The sequence below is a fragment of the Pseudemcibacter aquimaris genome (assembly GCF_028869115.1).
Taxonomy (GTDB): domain Bacteria; phylum Pseudomonadota; class Alphaproteobacteria; order Sphingomonadales; family Emcibacteraceae; genus Pseudemcibacter; species Pseudemcibacter aquimaris.
Genome location: NZ_CP079800.1, coordinates 1,098,681 through 1,117,958 on the forward strand (window position 1 = coordinate 1,098,681; position 19,278 = coordinate 1,117,958).

The 19,278-nt window shown below is 43.3% G+C and carries 16 protein-coding genes; 14 read left to right on the top strand and 2 right to left on the bottom strand.

The window, feature by feature from the left end; translation table 11 throughout:
• The first annotated feature begins 8 nt into the window (after window positions 1–8).
• The 14 genes from dnaE to gloA all read left to right on the top strand — a co-directional run bounded on the left by dnaE (window position 9) and on the right by gloA (window position 16,143).
• Window positions 9–3,533, top strand: coding sequence for a DNA polymerase III subunit alpha (gene dnaE, locus KW060_RS05435; protein WP_249035354.1), 3,525 nt, complete (start codon window positions 9–11; stop codon window positions 3,531–3,533).
• Between the two features lies 1 nt (window position 3,534).
• Window positions 3,535–4,254 (top strand): NUDIX hydrolase, encoded by a 720-nt coding sequence (locus tag KW060_RS05440; protein ID WP_249035355.1) that lies wholly within the window; start codon window positions 3,535–3,537, stop codon window positions 4,252–4,254.
• A 709-nt stretch (window positions 4,255–4,963) separates the two neighbouring features.
• Complete coding sequence (gene rpsB / locus KW060_RS05445) at window positions 4,964–5,767, top strand: 30S ribosomal protein S2 (protein WP_338050554.1); 804 nt, start codon at window positions 4,964–4,966, stop codon at window positions 5,765–5,767.
• Window positions 5,768–5,806: 39 nt separating this feature from the next.
• Window positions 5,807–6,730, top strand: coding sequence for a translation elongation factor Ts (tsf, locus tag KW060_RS05450; RefSeq protein WP_249035356.1), 924 nt, complete (start codon window positions 5,807–5,809; stop codon window positions 6,728–6,730).
• Window positions 6,731–6,889: 159 nt separating this feature from the next.
• Window positions 6,890–7,609 carry a UMP kinase gene (gene pyrH, locus KW060_RS05455; protein WP_249035357.1) on the top strand — a complete coding sequence of 240 codons (720 nt, stop codon included), beginning with the start codon at window positions 6,890–6,892 and terminating at the stop codon, window positions 7,607–7,609.
• A gap of 72 nt (window positions 7,610–7,681) precedes the next feature.
• Window positions 7,682–8,242, top strand: coding sequence for a ribosome recycling factor (frr, locus tag KW060_RS05460; RefSeq protein ID WP_249035358.1), 561 nt, complete (start codon window positions 7,682–7,684; stop codon window positions 8,240–8,242).
• Window positions 8,243–8,254: 12 nt separating this feature from the next.
• The gene (locus KW060_RS05465) at window positions 8,255–9,007 is read left to right on the top strand and encodes an isoprenyl transferase (protein WP_249035359.1); all 753 of its coding nucleotides are present in this window, start codon (window positions 8,255–8,257) and stop codon (window positions 9,005–9,007) included.
• A complete protein-coding gene (locus tag KW060_RS05470; protein ID WP_249035360.1) occupies window positions 8,964–9,791 on the top strand; it encodes a phosphatidate cytidylyltransferase in 828 nt (275 codons plus the stop codon). Before KW060_RS05465 ends, KW060_RS05470 begins: the two co-directional genes overlap by 44 nt.
• Window positions 9,792–9,816: 25 nt before the next feature.
• Complete coding sequence (locus tag KW060_RS05475; protein ID WP_249035361.1) at window positions 9,817–11,028, top strand: 1-deoxy-D-xylulose-5-phosphate reductoisomerase; 1,212 nt, start codon at window positions 9,817–9,819, stop codon at window positions 11,026–11,028.
• A gap of 1 nt (window position 11,029) precedes the next feature.
• Window positions 11,030–12,151 (top strand): RIP metalloprotease RseP, encoded by a 1,122-nt coding sequence (rseP, locus tag KW060_RS05480; protein WP_249035362.1) that lies wholly within the window; start codon window positions 11,030–11,032, stop codon window positions 12,149–12,151.
• A 45-nt stretch (window positions 12,152–12,196) separates the two neighbouring features.
• A complete protein-coding gene (gene bamA, locus KW060_RS05485) occupies window positions 12,197–14,554 on the top strand; it encodes an outer membrane protein assembly factor BamA (RefSeq protein ID WP_249035363.1) in 2,358 nt (785 codons plus the stop codon).
• 2 nt (window positions 14,555–14,556) lie between these two features.
• Window positions 14,557–15,171, top strand: coding sequence for an OmpH/Skp family outer membrane protein (locus KW060_RS05490; protein ID WP_274757321.1), 615 nt, complete (start codon window positions 14,557–14,559; stop codon window positions 15,169–15,171).
• A 121-nt stretch (window positions 15,172–15,292) separates the two neighbouring features.
• Complete coding sequence (gene fabZ / locus KW060_RS05495) at window positions 15,293–15,745, top strand: 3-hydroxyacyl-ACP dehydratase FabZ (RefSeq protein WP_249035365.1); 453 nt, start codon at window positions 15,293–15,295, stop codon at window positions 15,743–15,745.
• Window positions 15,745–16,143, top strand: a complete 399-nt coding sequence (gloA, locus tag KW060_RS05500; protein ID WP_249035366.1) for a lactoylglutathione lyase — start codon at window positions 15,745–15,747, stop codon at window positions 16,141–16,143. The genes fabZ and gloA overlap by 1 nt, the downstream gene beginning before the upstream one ends.
• A 54-nt stretch (window positions 16,144–16,197) precedes the next feature.
• Here gloA and KW060_RS05505 read toward each other — a convergent pair whose 3' ends face one another.
• A complete protein-coding gene (locus KW060_RS05505) occupies window positions 16,198–17,508 on the bottom strand; it encodes a citrate synthase (protein ID WP_249035367.1) in 1,311 nt (436 codons plus the stop codon).
• Window positions 17,509–17,621: 113 nt separating this feature from the next.
• Window positions 17,622–19,025, bottom strand: coding sequence for a glutamate--tRNA ligase (gltX, locus tag KW060_RS05510; protein WP_249035368.1), 1,404 nt, complete (start codon window positions 19,023–19,025; stop codon window positions 17,622–17,624).
• Window positions 19,026–19,278: the final 253 nt, after the last annotated feature.

Below are 19,278 nucleotides of genomic sequence, written 5' to 3' on the forward strand. Positions count from 1 at the left end.
GGCCAAGTATGTCAGCGGCACAGCAATTCGTTCATTTAAGATTACATTCTGCATATTCACTGGCGGAAGGGGCTGTGCCCGTAAAGGAAATTGGTAAACACTGCGTTGGTAATAAAATGCCCGCGGTGGCGATTACAGATACCAATAACATGTTTGGTGCGCTTGATGCGTCACTGAACTTACCACCCCAAGGGGTGCAGCCGATTATTGGGTGTACCATCGCAATCCGTCATGAGCTTACTGGCGATAACATCAATAAACCTGCACCGGAGCCGGGTTGGATCGTGTTGCTTGCGCAAACGCAGGTGGGTTATGAAAATCTGATGGTGCTTGTTAGTAAAGCTCATCTTGATTCTGATCCATCAGAAACACCGCAGATTGCCATTGATGATTTAAGCGGCCATACGGGTGATCTGATCTGTTTAACGGGGGGCGTTAATGGCCCGGTAGGTAAGTTTTTACAGGACGAAGAGAACGAAAAGGCGGAAGAATGTTTAAAGCATTTAAACAGCATGTTCGCAGGCCGCCTTTATATGGAAATTGCCCGCACGGGGCTTAAGGTTCAAGATCAGCTTGAGGGTACTTTTATCGATCTGGCCTATAAATACGACATTCCGCTGGTCGCGACCAATCAGGTGTTTTTCCCAAAACGTAAAATGTATGAAGCCCATGATGCGCTGCTTTGCATTGCTGGTGGTAATTATGTGGAACAAACCGACCGCCGTAAAGAAACGCCGGAAAATTATTTCAAATCTACCGATGAAATGGTGAAGCTTTTCGAAGATCTGCCGGAAGCCATTCAAAATACCGTCGTGATTGCACAGCGCTGCGCATACAAAGTGCCAACCATTGACCCGATCCTGCCAAAATTCACAATCGGTGAGGGCATGAGTGAGGCGGACAGCCTGCGTCAGGTTACCAAAGAAGGGTTAGACGCAAGGTTAGAGGCGCATGTATTTCACGGCGAAACAGACGAAGAAAAACGAGCCGAAATGGCCAAGCCATATTACGAACGTATGGAATATGAACTGGGCATCATTATCAATATGGATTTCCCGGGTTATTTCCTGATCGTTATGGATTTTATCCAATGGTCCAAGGATCATGACATTCCCGTGGGGCCGGGCCGTGGTTCCGGTGCGGGTTCTGTGGTTGCATGGGCTCTTAAAATTACCGATCTTGACCCATTGCGTTTCGGACTTCTGTTTGAACGTTTCTTGAACCCGGAACGTGTGTCGATGCCTGACTTCGATATTGACTTCTGTCAGGATAAACGCGGTCTTGTGATTGATTATGTGCAGGAAAAATACGGCGCCGACCAAGTGGCGCAGATTATTACTTTCGGTAAGCTGCAAGCCCGCGCGGTGGTGCGTGATGTGGGTCGCGTGCTACAAATGCCATATGGGCAGGTCGATAGACTTTCAAAATTGATCCCGAGTAACCCTGCGAACCCGATGACCTTGTCAGAAGCCATCGAAAGCGAAAAAAAATTACGCGAAGAAATTGCGGGTGATCCAAATACATCTCGTCTGATTGATATCGCGCTTCAGCTTGAAGGATTATTCCGCCATGCATCGACCCACGCCGCCGGTGTGGTGATTGGCGATAGGCCGCTTGATCAATTGGTGCCGCTTTACCGCGATCCGCGTTCCGATATGCCGGTAACACAATTTAATATGAAATTCGTGGAACAGGCGGGCCTTGTTAAATTTGACTTCTTGGGATTAAAAACGCTTACGGTTCTAAAAAAGGCGGTCGAATATATCGCCAATCGTGACATTGTGGTCGACCTTGAAAAAACACCACTTGATGATGGGCCATCTTATGAGCTTCTTTGTCGCGGTGACACGGTCGGCGTGTTCCAGCTTGAAAGTACAGGGATGCAGAGCGTTCTGATGAACATGAAACCCGACATGTTCGAAGACATCATCGCGGTGGTGGCGCTTTATCGTCCTGGTCCGATGGATAACATTCCGCGTTACATTGCTTGTAAACATGGCGAAGAAGAACCGGATTATATGCATCCGCTCTTGGAGGAAATCCTCACCGAAACATATGGCGTGATCATTTATCAGGAACAGGTGATGATCATCGCGCAGATTCTCGCGGATTATTCCCTTGGTGATGCGGACTTGCTGCGCCGTGCGATGGGTAAGAAAATCGCGTCCGAAATGGATAAGCAGCGCGCAAGGTTCCAGGACGGTGCCGATAAAAAGGGCGTAGACCCGAAACAGGCCGCCGCCATTTTCGACCAAGTGGCGAAATTCGCGGGTTATGGTTTTAACAAAAGTCACGCCGCCGCTTATGCGCTTGTTTCCTATCATACGGCATACTTAAAGGCCAACTACGCGGTTGAATTTATGGCCGCGATCATGACACTTGATCTAACCAACACAGACAAGCTTCATATTTTTAAACAGGAACTGAATAACCTGAATATTCCAATCCTGCCGCCAGACGTCAATAAATCACAGGTCGAATTCACCGCAGAGGTCATCGAGGGTGAAACCGATGATGACAAGGTCGGCGGTTACATGAGTGACGGTAAACTGCGTGGTGTGCGTTATGCGCTTGCGGGTCTTAAAAATGTGGGCGCAGCGGCGATGGAAAGCCTTGTGGCGGAACGTGACGCAAACGGCCCGTTTAAAGATATGGATGATTTCTGTAACCGTGTTGATACGAGACAGATTAACAAACGTGCCCTTGAAAATCTGATTAAGGCCGGTGCTTTCGACAGCATCAACCCGAACCGTGCGCAACTGCACGAGGGCGTAGAAATGATGCTCCGTGAAATGAGCCTCGCGACACAGGAAAGAAATTCAAATCAAGTAAGCCTTTTCGGTGATCAGGTTGAGGAACATTCAATTGTCCTACCAGAAGTTAACAATTGGGATTTGATAGAAAAACTGAAATGCGAAAAAGAAGCGGTTGGTTTTTACCTCTCCGCCCATCCGCTTGATGCCTATACATCCGTGCTCGCCCGTCAAAAAGTTATCCCAAGCACCGAAATTGCCGAACGCGCCACGGGTAAGGGCGGTGTGGTGCGCCTTGCCGGAACCATCCAAGGTATCCGCAAAATGAAATCCAAGCGTGGTAAGGCATACGCGTTCTTAAGTCTTTCCGATGCCCATGGTGGTTTTGAAGTGACGTTATTCTCGGAACTGCTAGACGCTGTTGATGAAATCCTGACGGGCGGTAATTCCGTGATCATTACCGCCGAAGTACGCCATAGCGATGATGGTGGCCTGCGTGTTACCGCGCAAGGCATTGAAACCATCGATAACGTGGCACTGCGCACGGGCGCAGGGCTTGATGTTTATCTTAAAGATGCAAGTAATCTTGATGCAATTAAGGAAATCCTTGAACCCCATAAAAAGGGACGTGGACGCGTTACATTCAAGCTAAACGTCAAACACGAAGATTTTCCAGATTGCGATGTGGATGTGGAACTTAAAGATAAATATAAAATCTCCCCATCCATCCGTAATGCGGTGGCGTCATTAAAAGGCGTGATCGACGCCAGAGAAATTTAATATGGCGGAACTAATTGATTCCGCCTCCATCCTCGTCATCCGTGATGGCGATGACGGCCTAGAAGTCCTGATGATCAAACGTCACCAAGACATCGCCTTCGCCGGCGGTGCATATGTCTTCCCGGGCGGCAAAGTCGATCCTGAAGACATAGAACTCGCAAATAATATTCCAGAATATCCCGACGGATACAGTGAACTCACCCACACCGCCTTCCGCGAAGTCTTCGAAGAATCAGGCTTGATCATCGGCGAACAAACGAGCGCGAGCGAATATCGCGATGACTTGTTAAATGATAAAATCACTTTCGCCGAAATTATCAACAAAGCAAACATCACATTCAACATGGATGCCTTGGTTCCTTTCGCCAGATGGGTGACACCACGCATCTACCCCAAACGCTTCGACACCCGCTTCTTCCTAGCCAAAGCACCAACGGGGCAAGTTGCAACACCGGATGGACGCGAAGCCGTTGATTTAAAATGGGTGAAGCCCCTAGAGTTTATTGAGGAAGCGCGAGAAGACATGATGTTCCCCACCATCATGAATCTTAAGTTATTATCTCAGGCGGGGAATATGGATGAGGCGTTTGAACAATCGAGAGTACGAAAAATCGTGACTGTTGAACCCAAAATTATCGACGGAAAACGCGTCATTGATCCTAATGCCGGGTATGATGAGGTGGATCAGGATGGTATTCATATAGGAGTGAGGGGCGATTAAATGAATATATTAAAACGAGTTTTCATAAAAATAGATAAATCTAAGCATCGTTCAGATATATGGTGTTTCATATGTATCGTTATTAATATGCCTATACCAATTTATACTTTGTGGAAATTACCACCCGACATATCGCCAATAGTTTATGGTTTGGTAGTGGGGGTGGGTTTTTCTCCTTTTTATTATTTTTATTTAACATTACCAAAGTATATTCGTCGTAGGATATATGAAGGGGTTGACGATAAAGAATAGGTGAACTTAATTTTCTTTTGTTTCGTTTACAATGCACCTCTGCGGAATCTGTCGCGCGCTGCAGAAATTGCGTTCTCAGACCTTGATTATTGAGATCTTTGGGAAGACTAATAAAATTACTTCGTCACTCTCGGACTTGTTCCGAGAGTCTATTCCGCAGCTTGAAAGATTCCTCATGTATATAAATGGATACTCGGAACAAGTCCGAGTATGACGATGAGGGGGCTTAAATAGGGATGTTTTAAAGGTTTTCGGGGATAAAAAATGGTGATATTTATTTTTTGTCGTTTTTTCACCAAAAATGCAAAAAAATCCTTGAAATCCCTCGCTCCCCCGTGTATTACCCCCTTACTTTCACATGCAGGTATTTGTTTATCCCCTACATATTGGGATCGACACACCGGTGTTCTTCGGAACTCAGCACCTGCAGAGGATTAACCGGAAAAGGAATTTTATTATGGCGATGCCTACATTTACTATGCGCGAGCTATTAGAAGCTGGCGTTCACTTTGGTCACCAAAAACACCGTTGGAACCCACGTATGGGTGATTACATCTTTGGTGTACGTAACAAAGTACATATCATTAACCTATCAATCACTGTTCCACTTCTTCACCGTGCGCTTGAGCAAGTACGTGACGTTACTGCTGCGGGTGGTCGTGTTCTTTTCGTTGGTACAAAGCGTCAAGCTTCTGGCCCAATCGCAGAAGCTGCAAAACGTTGTGGTCAGTATTACGTAAATCACCGCTGGTTAGGTGGTATGCTTACAAACTGGGAAACAATCTCTAACTCAATCAAACGTCTTAACGTTCTTGACGAGAAACTTTCCAGTGACCTTGCGGGTCTTACGAAGAAAGAAACACTTCAAATGACACGCGAGCGTGATAAGCTTGAGCGTTCACTTGGTGGTATTAAAGAAATGGGCGGTATTCCGTCAGCGATCTTTGTCATCGACACAAACAAAGAAGAACTTGCAATCGCAGAAGCCAAGAAACTTGGTATCCCGGTTATTGCTGTTCTTGATACAAACTGTAATCCAGAAAATATCGATTTCCCAATCCCGGGTAACGATGATGCGACACGCGCAATTGATCTTTACTGTAACCTAGTTGCAGGTGCTGTTCTTGAAGGTATCCAACAAGAACTAGCTGGTCAGGGCGTTGATGTTGGCGCAATGGAAGCACCAGTTGAAGAAATCCCTGCTGTAGAAGAAGCGGCTGCTGAAGAAGCGCCAGCTGAAGAAGCAACAACTGAAGAATAATCTTCGTTAATATTTAGATTTTAAAACAAGGATAAACAAATGGCTCAAATTACTGCCGCTCTTGTTAAAGAACTGCGTGACAAATCTGGCGCAGGTATGATGGATTGTAAAAAAGCTCTTGGCGAAAATGATGGTGACATCGAAGCAGCAATGGACTGGCTTCGTCAAAAGGGTATTGCAAAAGCTGAAAAGAAATCTGGCCGTGTGGCGGCTGAAGGTCTTGTTGCTGTTGCATCAAACGGTACAACTGGTGTTGCTGTTGAAGTGAACTCAGAAACTGACTTCGTTGCACGTAACGAGCAGTTCCAAACACTTGTTAAGGGTGTTGCTGGTGTTGCGCTTGAAAACGGTGGCGATTTTGACGCGACTAACGCTGCTGAATACCCTGGTACTTCACATTCTGTAGAAGCAGAAGTAACAGAAGCAGTTGGTACAATCGGTGAGAACATGACATTCCGTCGTTCTGCTGGTCTTACTGTTTCAAGCGGTGTTGTTTCAACATACATCCATAACGCTGCGGCCCCTGGTCTTGGTAAACTTGCTGTACTTGTTGCGCTTGAATCAGATGCTGATGCAGCGACACTTGACGCGCTTGGTAAACAGCTTGCAATGCACGTTGCAGCAACAAACCCAGCATCAATGACTGTTGAAGAACTTGATCCTGCTGCTGTTGAGCGTGAAAAAGCTGTTCTTGTTGAGCAAGCACGCGAATCAGGTAAGCCTGACAACATCATCGAAAAAATGATTGTTGGCCGCATGAACAAATACTATCAGGAAGTTGTATTTGTTGAGCAAACATTCGTGATCGATGGCGAAACAAAGATCAAGAAAGTTATCGAAAATGCTGCTAAAGATGCTGGCACAGACATCAAGCTTGCTGGTTACGTAAGACTTGAAGTTGGCGATGGCATCGAAAAAGAAGAAGATGACTTCGCTGCTGAAGTAGCTGCAATGCAAGGCTAACTTTATAAGAATTTTTTCGGGCTCAATTTTCGAATTCACATTGTGATTATCGAATTTGGGCCCGAATTGTATTTAGACGTTAAAAAAACGAAAAACATAATGGACATATGTGTAATTTAAGAGCAAAGTACACATAAGAATAAAGGGAGAAGAATATTCATGACCAGTGAGCCTCAGTACAAACGCGTTTTGCTAAAATTATCCGGTGAAGCTTTAATGGGTGAACAGGATTACGGTATCTCGCCAGATGTCGTTAAAAGAGTTGCTGAGGAAATAAAAACGGTTGTGGAAATGGGCAGTCAGGTTTGTCTGGTTGTTGGGGCAGGGAATATCTTCCGCGGGATGACTGGCGTTGCCAGTGGTTTCGATAGAACATCCGCCGACCATATGGGAATGCTAGCGACTGTGATGAACAGTCTTGCGATGCAAAATGCACTTGAACAAATCGGCATTGATACTCGCGTTCAATCCGCTTTCCCAATTGCGTCTGTTTGTGAACCATACATCCGCCGTAAAGCGATCCGCCATATGGAAAAAGGCCGCGTTGTTGTCTTTGCTGCGGGTACGGGTAACCCGTTCTTTACAACAGATAGTGCGGCTGCACTTCGTGCTGCTGAAATGAACTGTGATGCGATTATGAAAGGGACACAAGTGGACGGCGTATATAACGCAGACCCGAAACTTGACCCGAATGCGGTAAAATACGATACTCTAAGTTATATGGATGTGCTTAAAAATGATCTTAAGGTCATGGATGCATCCGCAATTTCGCTTGCGCGTGAAAATAATATTCCGATTTTGGTATTTTCAATTCACGAGCACGGCAATTTTGCAAATGTGTTAAAAGGCACAGGGCCGCACACAAAGATTTGCGACTAGAATATTAAGTTGTTCATCTTGGGGAAATGATTTTTAAATTATATATAAGAAAAAATAGACAGGAGTTAGAAAATGTCTGGTGATCTGGATCTTGCAGATTTAAAGCGCCGTATGAATGGTGCTATTGAAAATTTGAAGAGCGAATTCAAAGGACTTAGAACCGGAAGAGCGTCTGTAAACCTGCTCGACCCTGTGATGGTTGATGCATATGGTGCTCAGATGCCAATTGCCCAGGTTGGCACTGTTTCCACACCAGAAGCGCGTTTGATCAGCGTAAATGTTTGGGATAAGGGGCTTGTAACATCCGTTGAAAAGGCAATCCGTAATTCAGGTATCGGCCTTAACCCTGTTGTTGATGGTGATACGCTTCGTATTCCAATTCCGGATTTGACGGAAGAACGCCGTGTGGAACTGACGAAACTGGCGAAAAACTATGCCGAACAAGCAAAAATCGCAGTACGTAATGTACGTCGCGACGGCATGGAAACCATTAAATCGTTGGAAAAAAATGGCGATATCGGTAAAGACGAGCAAAAAGCGCACGAAGATGATGTGCAAAAGCTAACCGATGACATGGTAAAAGAAATTGATGTCGTTACAGCCGACAAAGAAGAAGAAATTATGCAGGTATAAGGCAAACCATTTATGCTGCTGGTAAAAGAAGAACATAGACACGCAAATAATGCTGAAGGTGACCGCGATCCTCTTCAGCATGTTGCCATCATTATGGATGGTAATGGCCGCTGGGCCAAATCGCGCCGTCTTCCGAAATTTGCCGGGCATAAAAAAGGGGCTGATGCTGTACGTGGTATTGTCGAGGCATGCTGCGATCTGGATATCAAATATTTAACGCTTTATGCGTTTTCATCAGAAAACTGGAAACGCCCGATCGAAGAAATCAATGACCTTATGGGGTTATTGAAAATATATCTTACTAAAGAAATTGATGATCTTGATGCCAAGGATATTCGCATCAGCTTTATCGGTAGTCGTGACCGTTTGGGTAAAAATATTCTTTCGCTGATTGATGAGGCGGAAGAAAGAACCAAAAATAATAAGACATTACGATTAACGCTGGCGCTTAATTACGGTGCACAGGAAGAAATCGTTAATGCAACACGGAAAATCGCGGAACAAGTTAAGCAAGGTTCACTGGAGCCGGATGATATTAATTCAGACGTTTTTTCAGCAAACCTGTACACAGCTGATTTTCCAGAACCAGATTTAATCATCAGAACCAGCGGCGAACAGCGCCTTAGTAACTTCATGCTTTGGCAAGCAGCATATGCGGAATTTGTTTTTCAGGATGTTTATTGGCCTGATTATACAAAAGCCACGCTATGTGATGCTATCGATGAATATTACAAACGAGACAGGCGTTATGGCGCAAGACCCTAAAAAGAATAAAATGCTTATTCGAATATTGTCTGCGCTTGTGATGTTACCCGCGGCAATATTCATTATTTTACAAGGTGGCGTGCTTCTTTTCGCACTTGTAAGCATCTTTACGACGATCATTCTTTATGAATGGAATGGTATATGCGAAGAAACGGCGTTTTCCCCATTGTTTTTGGCGCAGGTCATATCTTCCTTATCTGTACTTTTCATGATTGAGATTTCAAGCCCTTACCTGATTTATTCTTTCATTATTGGTATTGTGTTAATCGTGCTGATTTCCACGTTAACAAAATCCACACTCAAATGGTCGGTGCTTGGGTATTTATATGCACTGGTGCCTTCTGCATCTTTTTTAATTTTGCATCAGCATGCTGGCGGTTTAGTTGTGCTTTGGATGATGATTGTGATTTGGGCGATGGATACAGGGGCTTATTTCGCTGGTAAGAATATTGGCGGGCCAAAAATGTCACCAAAAATCAGCCCCAATAAAACATGGGCAGGATTAATTGGCGGAACAATCACTGCTATGGTGCTTGGATACATGTTCGTCAAATATACAGGTGCTCAATCAGCCTTGTTTGATGATGTTATCGTATTAGTGGTGTTAAGCGGTGCGTTCGCGATTTTAAGTCAAATGGGTGATCTTGCTGAATCAGCGATAAAACGCAAATTTTCAGTAAAAGATTCCGGTGCCATTATTCCTGGTCATGGTGGGATAATGGACCGTGTTGATGGTTTATTGTTTGTGGCACCGTCCATTTTAATCGTCACCAATTTTATATAGCGTACAGTTAAGGGTTTATTAGAAAATGAATATTGGAGTACGCGATATAGACCGTGTGAATCTTTCAAGTTCCGGTGATCATAAAACAATAACCGTGTTGGGTTCGACGGGATCAATTGGCTGTAATACGCTTGATCTTATCGCGCGAGAGCCAGAAAAATATACCGTTAAAGCATTAACCGCGAACAGCAATGTTGCAGAACTAGCGAAACAGGCAAAAGAGCATAAAGCCGAAATGGCGGTGATTGCCGATGATAGTAAGTTGGATGACTTAAAAACAGCCTTGTCGGGAACGAATATCATTGCAGCTGCTGGCAAGGACGCCCTTAACGAAGCAGCTGACATGCCAGCAGATTGGGTGATGTCATCCATTGTTGGCGCAGCTGGTTTGAGACCAACCCTAACAGCGGTAAGACGCGGTGCAACCATTGCCCTCGCCAATAAAGAATGCTTGGTTTGTGCCGGTGAATTTATGATGGAGCAGGTTGACGCAAATAACGCGACCCTGCTGCCTGTTGATTCTGAACATAATGCCATTTTTCAGGTGTTCGATTTTGATGAAGCCGAAAAAGTGGACAAAATTACATTAACCGCGTCAGGCGGCCCATTTTGGAACAGGGACGTTTCGGAGTTGGGCGATATTACACCAGAAGAGGCTGTGAAGCATCCGAACTGGTCAATGGGTGCAAAGATTTCCGTTGATAGCGCGACAATGATGAATAAGGGTTTAGAGCTGATTGAGGCATTTTACATGTTCCCTGTGGAAAAAGATCAGCTTGATATTATCATTCATCCTCAATCGATTATTCATAGTATGGTGTCCTATATTGATGGTTCTGTGCTTGCGCAGCTTGGTACACCAGACATGCGAATTCCAATATCTTATACGCTTGGTTGGCCGCACCGGATAAAAACACCATCTAAAAAGCTGGATCTTACGGAAATTGGAAAACTTGAATTTATTAAACCTGACGAAGTAAAATTCCCTTCTATCAATATAACACGAGAGGTCTTGCAAAAGGGGGGCAGTGCGCCTACTATCCTGAACGCTTCTAATGAAGTGGCTGTAAGCGCGTTTTTAAACGGAAAAATACGCTTTTTGGATATTGCAAAAATTGTTGGCCACACATTGGACAAAATTACCGTTCACCATATGAATAGTTTAAGCGACGTTCATGACGTGGATGAAGAGGCCAGAATAGTTGCTGGCGAGATAATAACTGGATTTACTAAGTAATATGGACGCAATTTTTTCATTTGGTCAGACATTGTTATCGTTTCTGTTCATTTTGACGGTACTCGTGTTCGTACATGAATGGGGGCATTATATTGTGGCACGTCTTAATGGCGTTCGTGTTGATGTTTTTTCTGTGGGTTTTGGGCCGGAAATTTGGGGACGTACTGATAAAAAGGGAACCCGCTGGAAAATAAGTGCAATTCCGCTTGGCGGATATGTAAAATTTTTCGGTGATGCGGGGCCAGCTAGTAATCCCGATGGTACCCAAAACGAAATGACTGAAGAAGAGAAAAAAGTTTCCTTCCATCATAAAAGGCTTTCACAAAAAGCAGCTGTTGTCTTTGCAGGGCCGGCGATTAATTTCTTGTTTGCTATTCTTATTATTGCGGGACTTTATTTTTCTTATGGCCGAATGGAACTGGCACCTGTCGTTGGTGATGTTGTCGAAGGCGGCGCAGCAGATGTAGCAGGTATTAAGGCAGGCGACAGGATTGTAACGATTGATGGCGTGGAAATAGAAACATTTATGGAAATTCGTGAACATCTTATGTTCAAGGTTGTAGATGATGTTTCTGTAGAAGTTATGCGTGGCGGAGATATATTGGCATTAAACTTTGTTCTAGATATTGCCGATGATGAAGATATTCTGGGCAAGAAAACAAAAGTCCGCCAAATCGGCATTCGTAGTAGTACAAATCCTGATGACCGAGTTCTTAAGGAATACGGCATATTTTCATCATTATGGGAAGCAAGTATTACGACGAAAAACCTAACCATTAGAAACTTGCAGGGTCTGGGCCAAATCGTAATGGGCGATCGCTCGACGAAAGAACTTGGTGGCCCAATTACAATTGCAAGGGTTGCTGGCAGAACTGCGGAATATGGTTTTGTGTCGTTAATTAATTTTATGGCAATGGTTTCGATTGGTCTAGGAATGATTAACCTGTTTCCTATTCCGATGCTAGATGGCGGGCATTTACTTTATTATGCGATCGAGGCGGTAAAAAGAAAGAAAATGAGCGAAGAAGCGCAAGAATTTGGTTTCAAGATTGGTGCGCTTGTAGTATTAAGCTTAATGATATTTGCTTTTTATAATGATTTGTCGCATTTGTTTACGAGTTAAAACGGTAATTATTTAATATTTGATAGATAAATAGGGTAAGATTTAGTGATATTTCTAAGAGATAAATTTTTTAATTTATGTGTGATATTCTTTGCACTTGCAATGCATGCTGTCTTGCCTGCCATGTCCCATGCTCAAGTTTCTACGGCTGCAGCTGAAGGACCTATTATTGATCGTATTGAGGTTTCAGGAAATCAACGTATTGAAACCAGCACAATTGAAACTTACCTGTTGTTAAATATTGGTGATACTTATACAGACGAGCTAGGTGACGCCTCACTAAAAAGATTGTTTGGTACTGGTTTATTTTCTGATGTTGATGTTGGTCGCCGTGGAACCACTCTGGTTGTTGAAGTCGCAGAAAACCCAATCATTAACCGAATCGTTTTTGAGGGTAATAAATATAAAGACGACGAAGATATTTATGAAGAAATCCAGCTTCGCCCGCGTATCGTTTTTTCTCGTGCGAGAGTACGTGCCGATGTTCAGCGCATCTTAGAAATCTATAGACGTGGCGGCCGTTTCGCAGCGACTGTGGAGCCAAAAGTAATTCAGCTTGAACAAAACAGGGTTAACCTTGTGTTTGAGGTTTCCGAAGGTGCTAAAAGTGTTATCGGTAAGATTAACTTCCTAGGGAACAAAGTATTTAATAACGATATTCTACGTTCTAAACTGGCGACAGTTGAAAGCCGCTGGTGGAAGTTTCTTGCATCGGAAGATACATATGATCCAGACCGTTTGAATTATGATAAACAGCTTCTTCGTGATTTTTACCGTGAACAAGGATATGCCGATTTCCGTGTAACATCTGCTGTTGCAGAGTTGTCGCCGGACAAGAAAAACTTTTTCATCAATATTTCGGTTGAAGAAGGTGATCTTTACAATTTCGGTGAGATCAAGGTTGATAGCCAAATCGAAGAGCTTGAAAATGAGCTGTTAGAACGATTGGTTTATACGCGTGAAGGGGCGCAGTATGACGTGACCGCAATTGATGATACTGTGGAAATGCTAACCGATATCGCTGGTCTAAGAGGATATGCGTTCGTAGACATCAGACCACAGGTTAGACGTAACAGAAATGATCAGACAGTTGATGTCACTTATGTAATCAACGAAGCACCAAGGGTTTACGTTGAAGAAATTAAAATCATCGATAACGTCAGAACGCATGACCGTGTGATTAGACGTGAATTACGATTGGTAGAAGGTGATGCATATAACTCATCAAAGCTTAATCGTTCTGAAATTCGTGTACAAAGCCTTCAATTCTTCCAGGAAGTTGAAATTGAGCAACTAGAAGGTACCGCAGCCGATAAAACAATTCTTGAAATTACTGTTGAAGAACAGCCAACTGGTGAGCTTTCAGTTGGTCTTGGTTACTCCAGCTTTGAAGGATTGATGGTTAATTTCAGTATTGGTGATCGTAACCTTATCGGTAAAGGTCAGCAATATAGATTAGGGGCGCAAATCTCTAAACGCCGAAAACAGGTTGATGTAAGTTTTACAGAACCGTATTTCCTGAACAGAAGACTTGCTGCGGGTGTAGATGTGTACATTCGTGATACAAACTTTATTGAAAGTGGATATCAACAAAGATCATATGGTGGATCATTACGTACAGGTTTCCCTATTACAGAATATGTAATGATGAATGTTGCCTATAACATCAGGCAAGATCGCGTTAGAACCAGCTTATTTTCTGATAGCCCGTATATTAGGGATAACTCAGGTGACTTCTTGACGTCGTCTCTACGCTATGGAATTGCCTATAATAGCTTGGATAATCCGCAAAAACCGAACCGTGGTCAATTGTTGCAATTATCGCAAGAAGTTGCAGGATTAGGCGGAAATGAAAAATACCTTAGAACAACTGGTAATTATGATTTCTTCTATCCGATTTACAAGTTCTGGATTTTGAACTTATCAGCGGAAGGTGGTCATGTAGAAGGGTTAGGTAGAACCGTAAGACTTAATAACCGTTTCTTCCTTGGTAACCCAAGAATTCGTGGTTTTAAAGAATCTGGTGTTGGCCCTCGTGAATATACAGATAGTTATAATGAGCTATGGAGAGGCTTTAACCTAGGTGGTAATACATTCTATAAAGCGTCTGCTGAGCTCTTTATCCCGCTTGGTGGTGGTGCCCGTGATTTGGGCATTGAAGCGAGTATTTATACAGATGTAGGTGCGGTATTTAATGTTGATGCAGAAGATACCTTGATATCCCAGTCAGGTCTGGTATATAACTTGCTCGGTAATAATGCGACACCAAGGGTTACAGTCGGGATTGGGTTCTCATGGCAGTCACCATTTGGACCATTTAGAATTGACTTGGCAAAAGCTGTTAAAAACCAGCCAAGTGATGAAACAGAGTTTTTCCAATTTAATGTCGGAACGAGATTTTAAAAATGATTAAAAAAATGAACATGAAATATATTTTAGCTACCGTATTTGCTTTTACAGCAGTGGCTTTTTCCACAACGTCAAATGCGCAAGCTATTCCGGAGGCAAAAATTGCGGTTGTTGATAACAGACTTATCAGTTCAAATGCTGCTGTTGCAATCGATATCAACAGACAAGTGGCAAAAATTCAGGCAGATATGCAAACTGAAATGCAGACTAAAGGTAATGCTCTTCGCACTGAAGAAGAAGAGTTAAAAGGCCAGTCTGCGATTATGCCACAAGAAGCATATAATCAAAAAGTCGCAGAATTTCAGCAAAAAGCTGTTGCTTATCAACGTGAAGTTCAGCTGAAAAGCCGTCAACTTGAAGTGGCTATTGCTACTGCAAACACAGAAGTTGAGCGTGCACTAAAGCCGATCCTACAAAAAATCCTACAGGAAACAGGTGCAACAATTCTTCTTGAAAAAGCATTTGTTCTTGAACAAGCACCTGGTCTTGATGTGACTACACGTGTGATTGAAGAATTAGATCTTGCAATGCCAACAACGACTGTTGTGCTGCCTGAACTACCAGCGGATGTTGCTGCTGCACTTGAAGCAGGCCAACCTGCTGCAAATTAATATTCCATAATATTTACAGAAAAACCTGTCATGTAAGTGGCAGGTTTTTTTGTTTTAAAATGGTGCTTTATATTATTTTTGATATATTTATACTGATTAAAGAAAAATCTTAGGGGCTATTATGACCGAAAAAATTGAAGATATTGACATCAATCGCATTAAAGAATTAATTCCGCACCGCTATCCAATGTTACTTGTTGATAAGCTTTGTGATATTGAAGCAGGCGAAAGTGCTGTCGGTAAAAAAGGCGTAACGGCAAATGAACCATTTTTTCAGGGACATTTTCCTGAAAAACCTGTGATGCCGGGTGTATTAATTGTTGAGGCAATGGCACAATCCGCTGCTGCTCTTGTAATGTTAAGCCTAGGTGAAGATGCAGAAGGCAAGCTTGTGTATTTTATGTCGATTGATGGCGTAAAATTTCGCAAGCCTGTAGAGCCGGGTGACATGCTTGAACTTCATGTTCAAAAAGAACAAAATCGCCGCAACATTTGGAAGTTTTCTGGTAAAGGTATCGTTGACGGTCAAGTCGTCGCTGAAGCAAGTTTTAAAGCCATGATCGCGACAGATTAATGTCTGACGGGTTTAAATTCCTTCATACAATGATCAGGGTTAAGGATTTGGATAAATCCATTGCCTTTTATTGTGACCATCTCGGGATGCAGCTGATCCGCCGTAAGGATTACCCAAGCGGCAAATTTACACTCGCGTTTGTCGGGTATGGTAACGAAGAAGACAACACTGTCGTTGAACTTACCCATAACTGGGATCGCGAAGACGATTACGAGAAGGGTGAGGGCTTTGGCCATTTAGCGATCGGTGTGCCAGATATTTATCAAACCTGCGAGGCACTTGAAAAAGAGGGTCTTGAAATTCCAAGGCCGCCTGGACCGATGAAACATGGTGGGTCGGTGATCGCATTTATCAAAGATCCTGATGGTTATATGATCGAACTTATTGAAAAGAAATAAAAAAACCCGGCTAATAAAGCCGGGTTTTCATTTATTCGTAATGTGAATTACAGCTTATCTGTTTTCGATATCTGTATAATCACGAGCACCTTCACCGATGAATAGCTGACGAGGTCGACCGATCTTTTGTGTTGGATCAACGATCATCTCGCCCCACTGTGAAATCCAGCCCACAGTACGTGCAAGCGCGAATAACACTGTAAACATAGATGTTGGGAAACCCATCGCTTTCAGGATGATACCTGAGTAGAAATCAACATTTGGATATAGTTTCTTTTCTACGAAGTATGGATCTTCTAGCGCAATTTTTTCAAGCTCTTGTGCAACATCAAGAAGCGGATCATTAACACCAAGTTCTGCAAGAACGTCGTGGGCAGCCTGTTGAAGCACTTTCGCACGTGGGTCAAAGTTTTTATAAACACGGTGACCAAAGCCCATAAGACGGAAAGGATCACTCTTGTCTTTTGCTTTCGCGATATATTCAGGAATACGGTCAACAGAACCAATTTCACTTAGCATATTCAGACATGCTTCGTTCGCGCCGCCATGTGCAGGGCCCCAAAGGGATGCGATACCAGCAGCAATACATGCGAATGGATTTGCACCAGATGAACCGGCAAGACGCACAGTTGACGTTGAGGCATTTTGTTCGTGATCTGCGTGAAGGATAAAGATTTTATCCATTGCATCGGCAAGTGTTTTGCTTACCTTATATTCTTCGCTTTCAGGAACACCGAATGTCATGTAAAGGAAGTTTTCAGCGTAGCTAAGATCGTTACGTGGGTATACGAACGGCTGGCCGATTGAATATTTGTAAGTCATCGCCGCAATTGTCGGAATCTTCGCGATCAAACGAGTTGATGCAACACGGCGCTGTTCCGGATCAGAAATATCAGTGCTGTCATGATAAAATGCTGACATCGCGCCAACAACACCACACATGATGGCCATTGGATGGGCATCACGGCGGAAACCACCGAAGAAACGGTTTAGTTGTTCATGAACCATTGTATGATATGTGATGTCATGCTTAAATTTTGCATCTTGTTCTTTGTTTGGTAATTCACCATTAAGAAGAAGGTATGCGACTTCAAGAAAATCACTTTTTTCAGCAAGCTGTTCAATTGGGTAACCACGATAAAGAAGTTCACCTTTACCACCATCAATATATGTAATGGCACTTTCACAGCTGGCTGTTGACGTAAAGCCAGGGTCAAAAGTAAACATGCCTGTGTTGCCGTAAAGCGCGCGGATATCAAGTACATCTGGACCTACAGAACCACCATAGATTGGTAATTCATAGCTTTCGCCTCTAATTGTTAATGTTGCCGTATCATCGGCGACTGTTTTTTCATATTTTGCCATATGTCTCCATCCTTCCTTATCGATGCCTGGCGATTATTGCCATGCTTAATCTTGAGTGTGTATATACATTAATTATAAACAAATTGTTTAATTTATGTGAAATTAGCAAATTCTTACAACTGATCCTTGATCCTGGTTAAACTTTCATCTTTCCCAAGCCAATCAAGAACCTCTGAAATACCTGGTGAAACATTACTTCCGGTCAGTGCTGCTCTTAATGGTTGTGCGACTTTGCCAAATCCAATTTCTTCGCGTTCAACGAAATCTTCAATCAATTTTTGCAATGAATCCCTGTTCCAGTCCGAAACGGCTGTTAAATCAGCGTGGATTTTTGCTAGAACCTCTTTGCCATTCTCATTGAGTGCTTTGGCCGCTTTCGGTACAATTTCAAGCGGACAGCTTGCAAACAGGAATTTTGCACTTTCCGCTAGATCGATCAAATTTTTCGCGCGGTTTTTAAGTTCTGATATTGCGTTTTCTAGTGTCGCAATTTCATCATCATTTAATTCACGTTCCAGTTTTTCTTGTAAAAACGGCAGGCACGCTGTTGCTAGTGTAGCATTGCTTGCAAATTCGCGCATGTAAATACCGTTCATATTTTCAAGCTTTGTGAAATCAAAACGGGATGGTGATTTACCAACGCCATCAAGATCAAACCATTCAATAGCTTGTTTTTCAGATATTACTTCTTCGTCGCCATGTGCCCAACCAAGTCTAAGCAGATAATTCTTAACCGCATCCGGCAGATACCCCATATCACGGTAAGCGTCCACACCAAGTGCACCATGGCGTTTGGATAGTTTTGCACCATCCGGCCCATGAATTAACGGAATATGGGCATATTCAGGTAATGGCCAGCCAATGGCATTGATTAACTGTGCTTGTCGCGCTGCATTGGTAAGGTGATCATCACCACGAATGACGTGGGTCACACCCATATCATAATCATCAACGACAACGGATAACATATAAGTTGGTGTGCCATCAGCACGTAACAGGATCATATCATCCAGTTCTTTGTTTTGTACAACCACGTCGCCTTGTACGTGGTCCTTGATGACAATTTCGCCTTCGCGTGGGGCTTTAAATCTGATAACCGGATCGACACCTTCTGGTGCCTCGGACGGATCGCGGTCTCGCCAGCGACCATCATAACCAAGTGGGCGACCTTCAGCCTTAGCGGTTTCACGCATTTCTGCAAGTTCTTCTTTTGATGCATAACATTTATATGCTTTACCATCTTCAAGAAGTTTTAGTGCCACTTCAGCATGACGTTCACGGTTTGCATACTGAAAAACAATATCGTTGTCTGCTATTAACCCGAGCCAGTCAAGGCCTTCGAAAATCGCATCAACGGCTTCTGGTGTTGAACGTTTGCGATCCGTATCTTCAACGCGGATACGGAATTCACCGCCATGATGGCGCGTAAATAGCCAATTGAATAATGCCGTACGGGCACCGCCAATATGTAAAAAACCCGTTGGTGAAGGGGCAAATCGTGTTACAACTTTCTTCATTTCAGCGTCCATGAAGCTCCGGTTTGGATTAAATATTGATTTTTTGCAGCAAACGTATTGAAATGCATAAGAAATACATCAATGATATAAATGCCATCACTGCTTGATTTTGTTGGCTTTTAGTATCAATAAATGACAGAAAATGGAAGCTTTTTATTCAAAAAAGATTGCTTTTTTAGGGGGAGAAGAGAAATTCAAGCAATTCTTACGCAAATACGGTCAAATCTGTTTTTAGAACATGAGCAATATATAC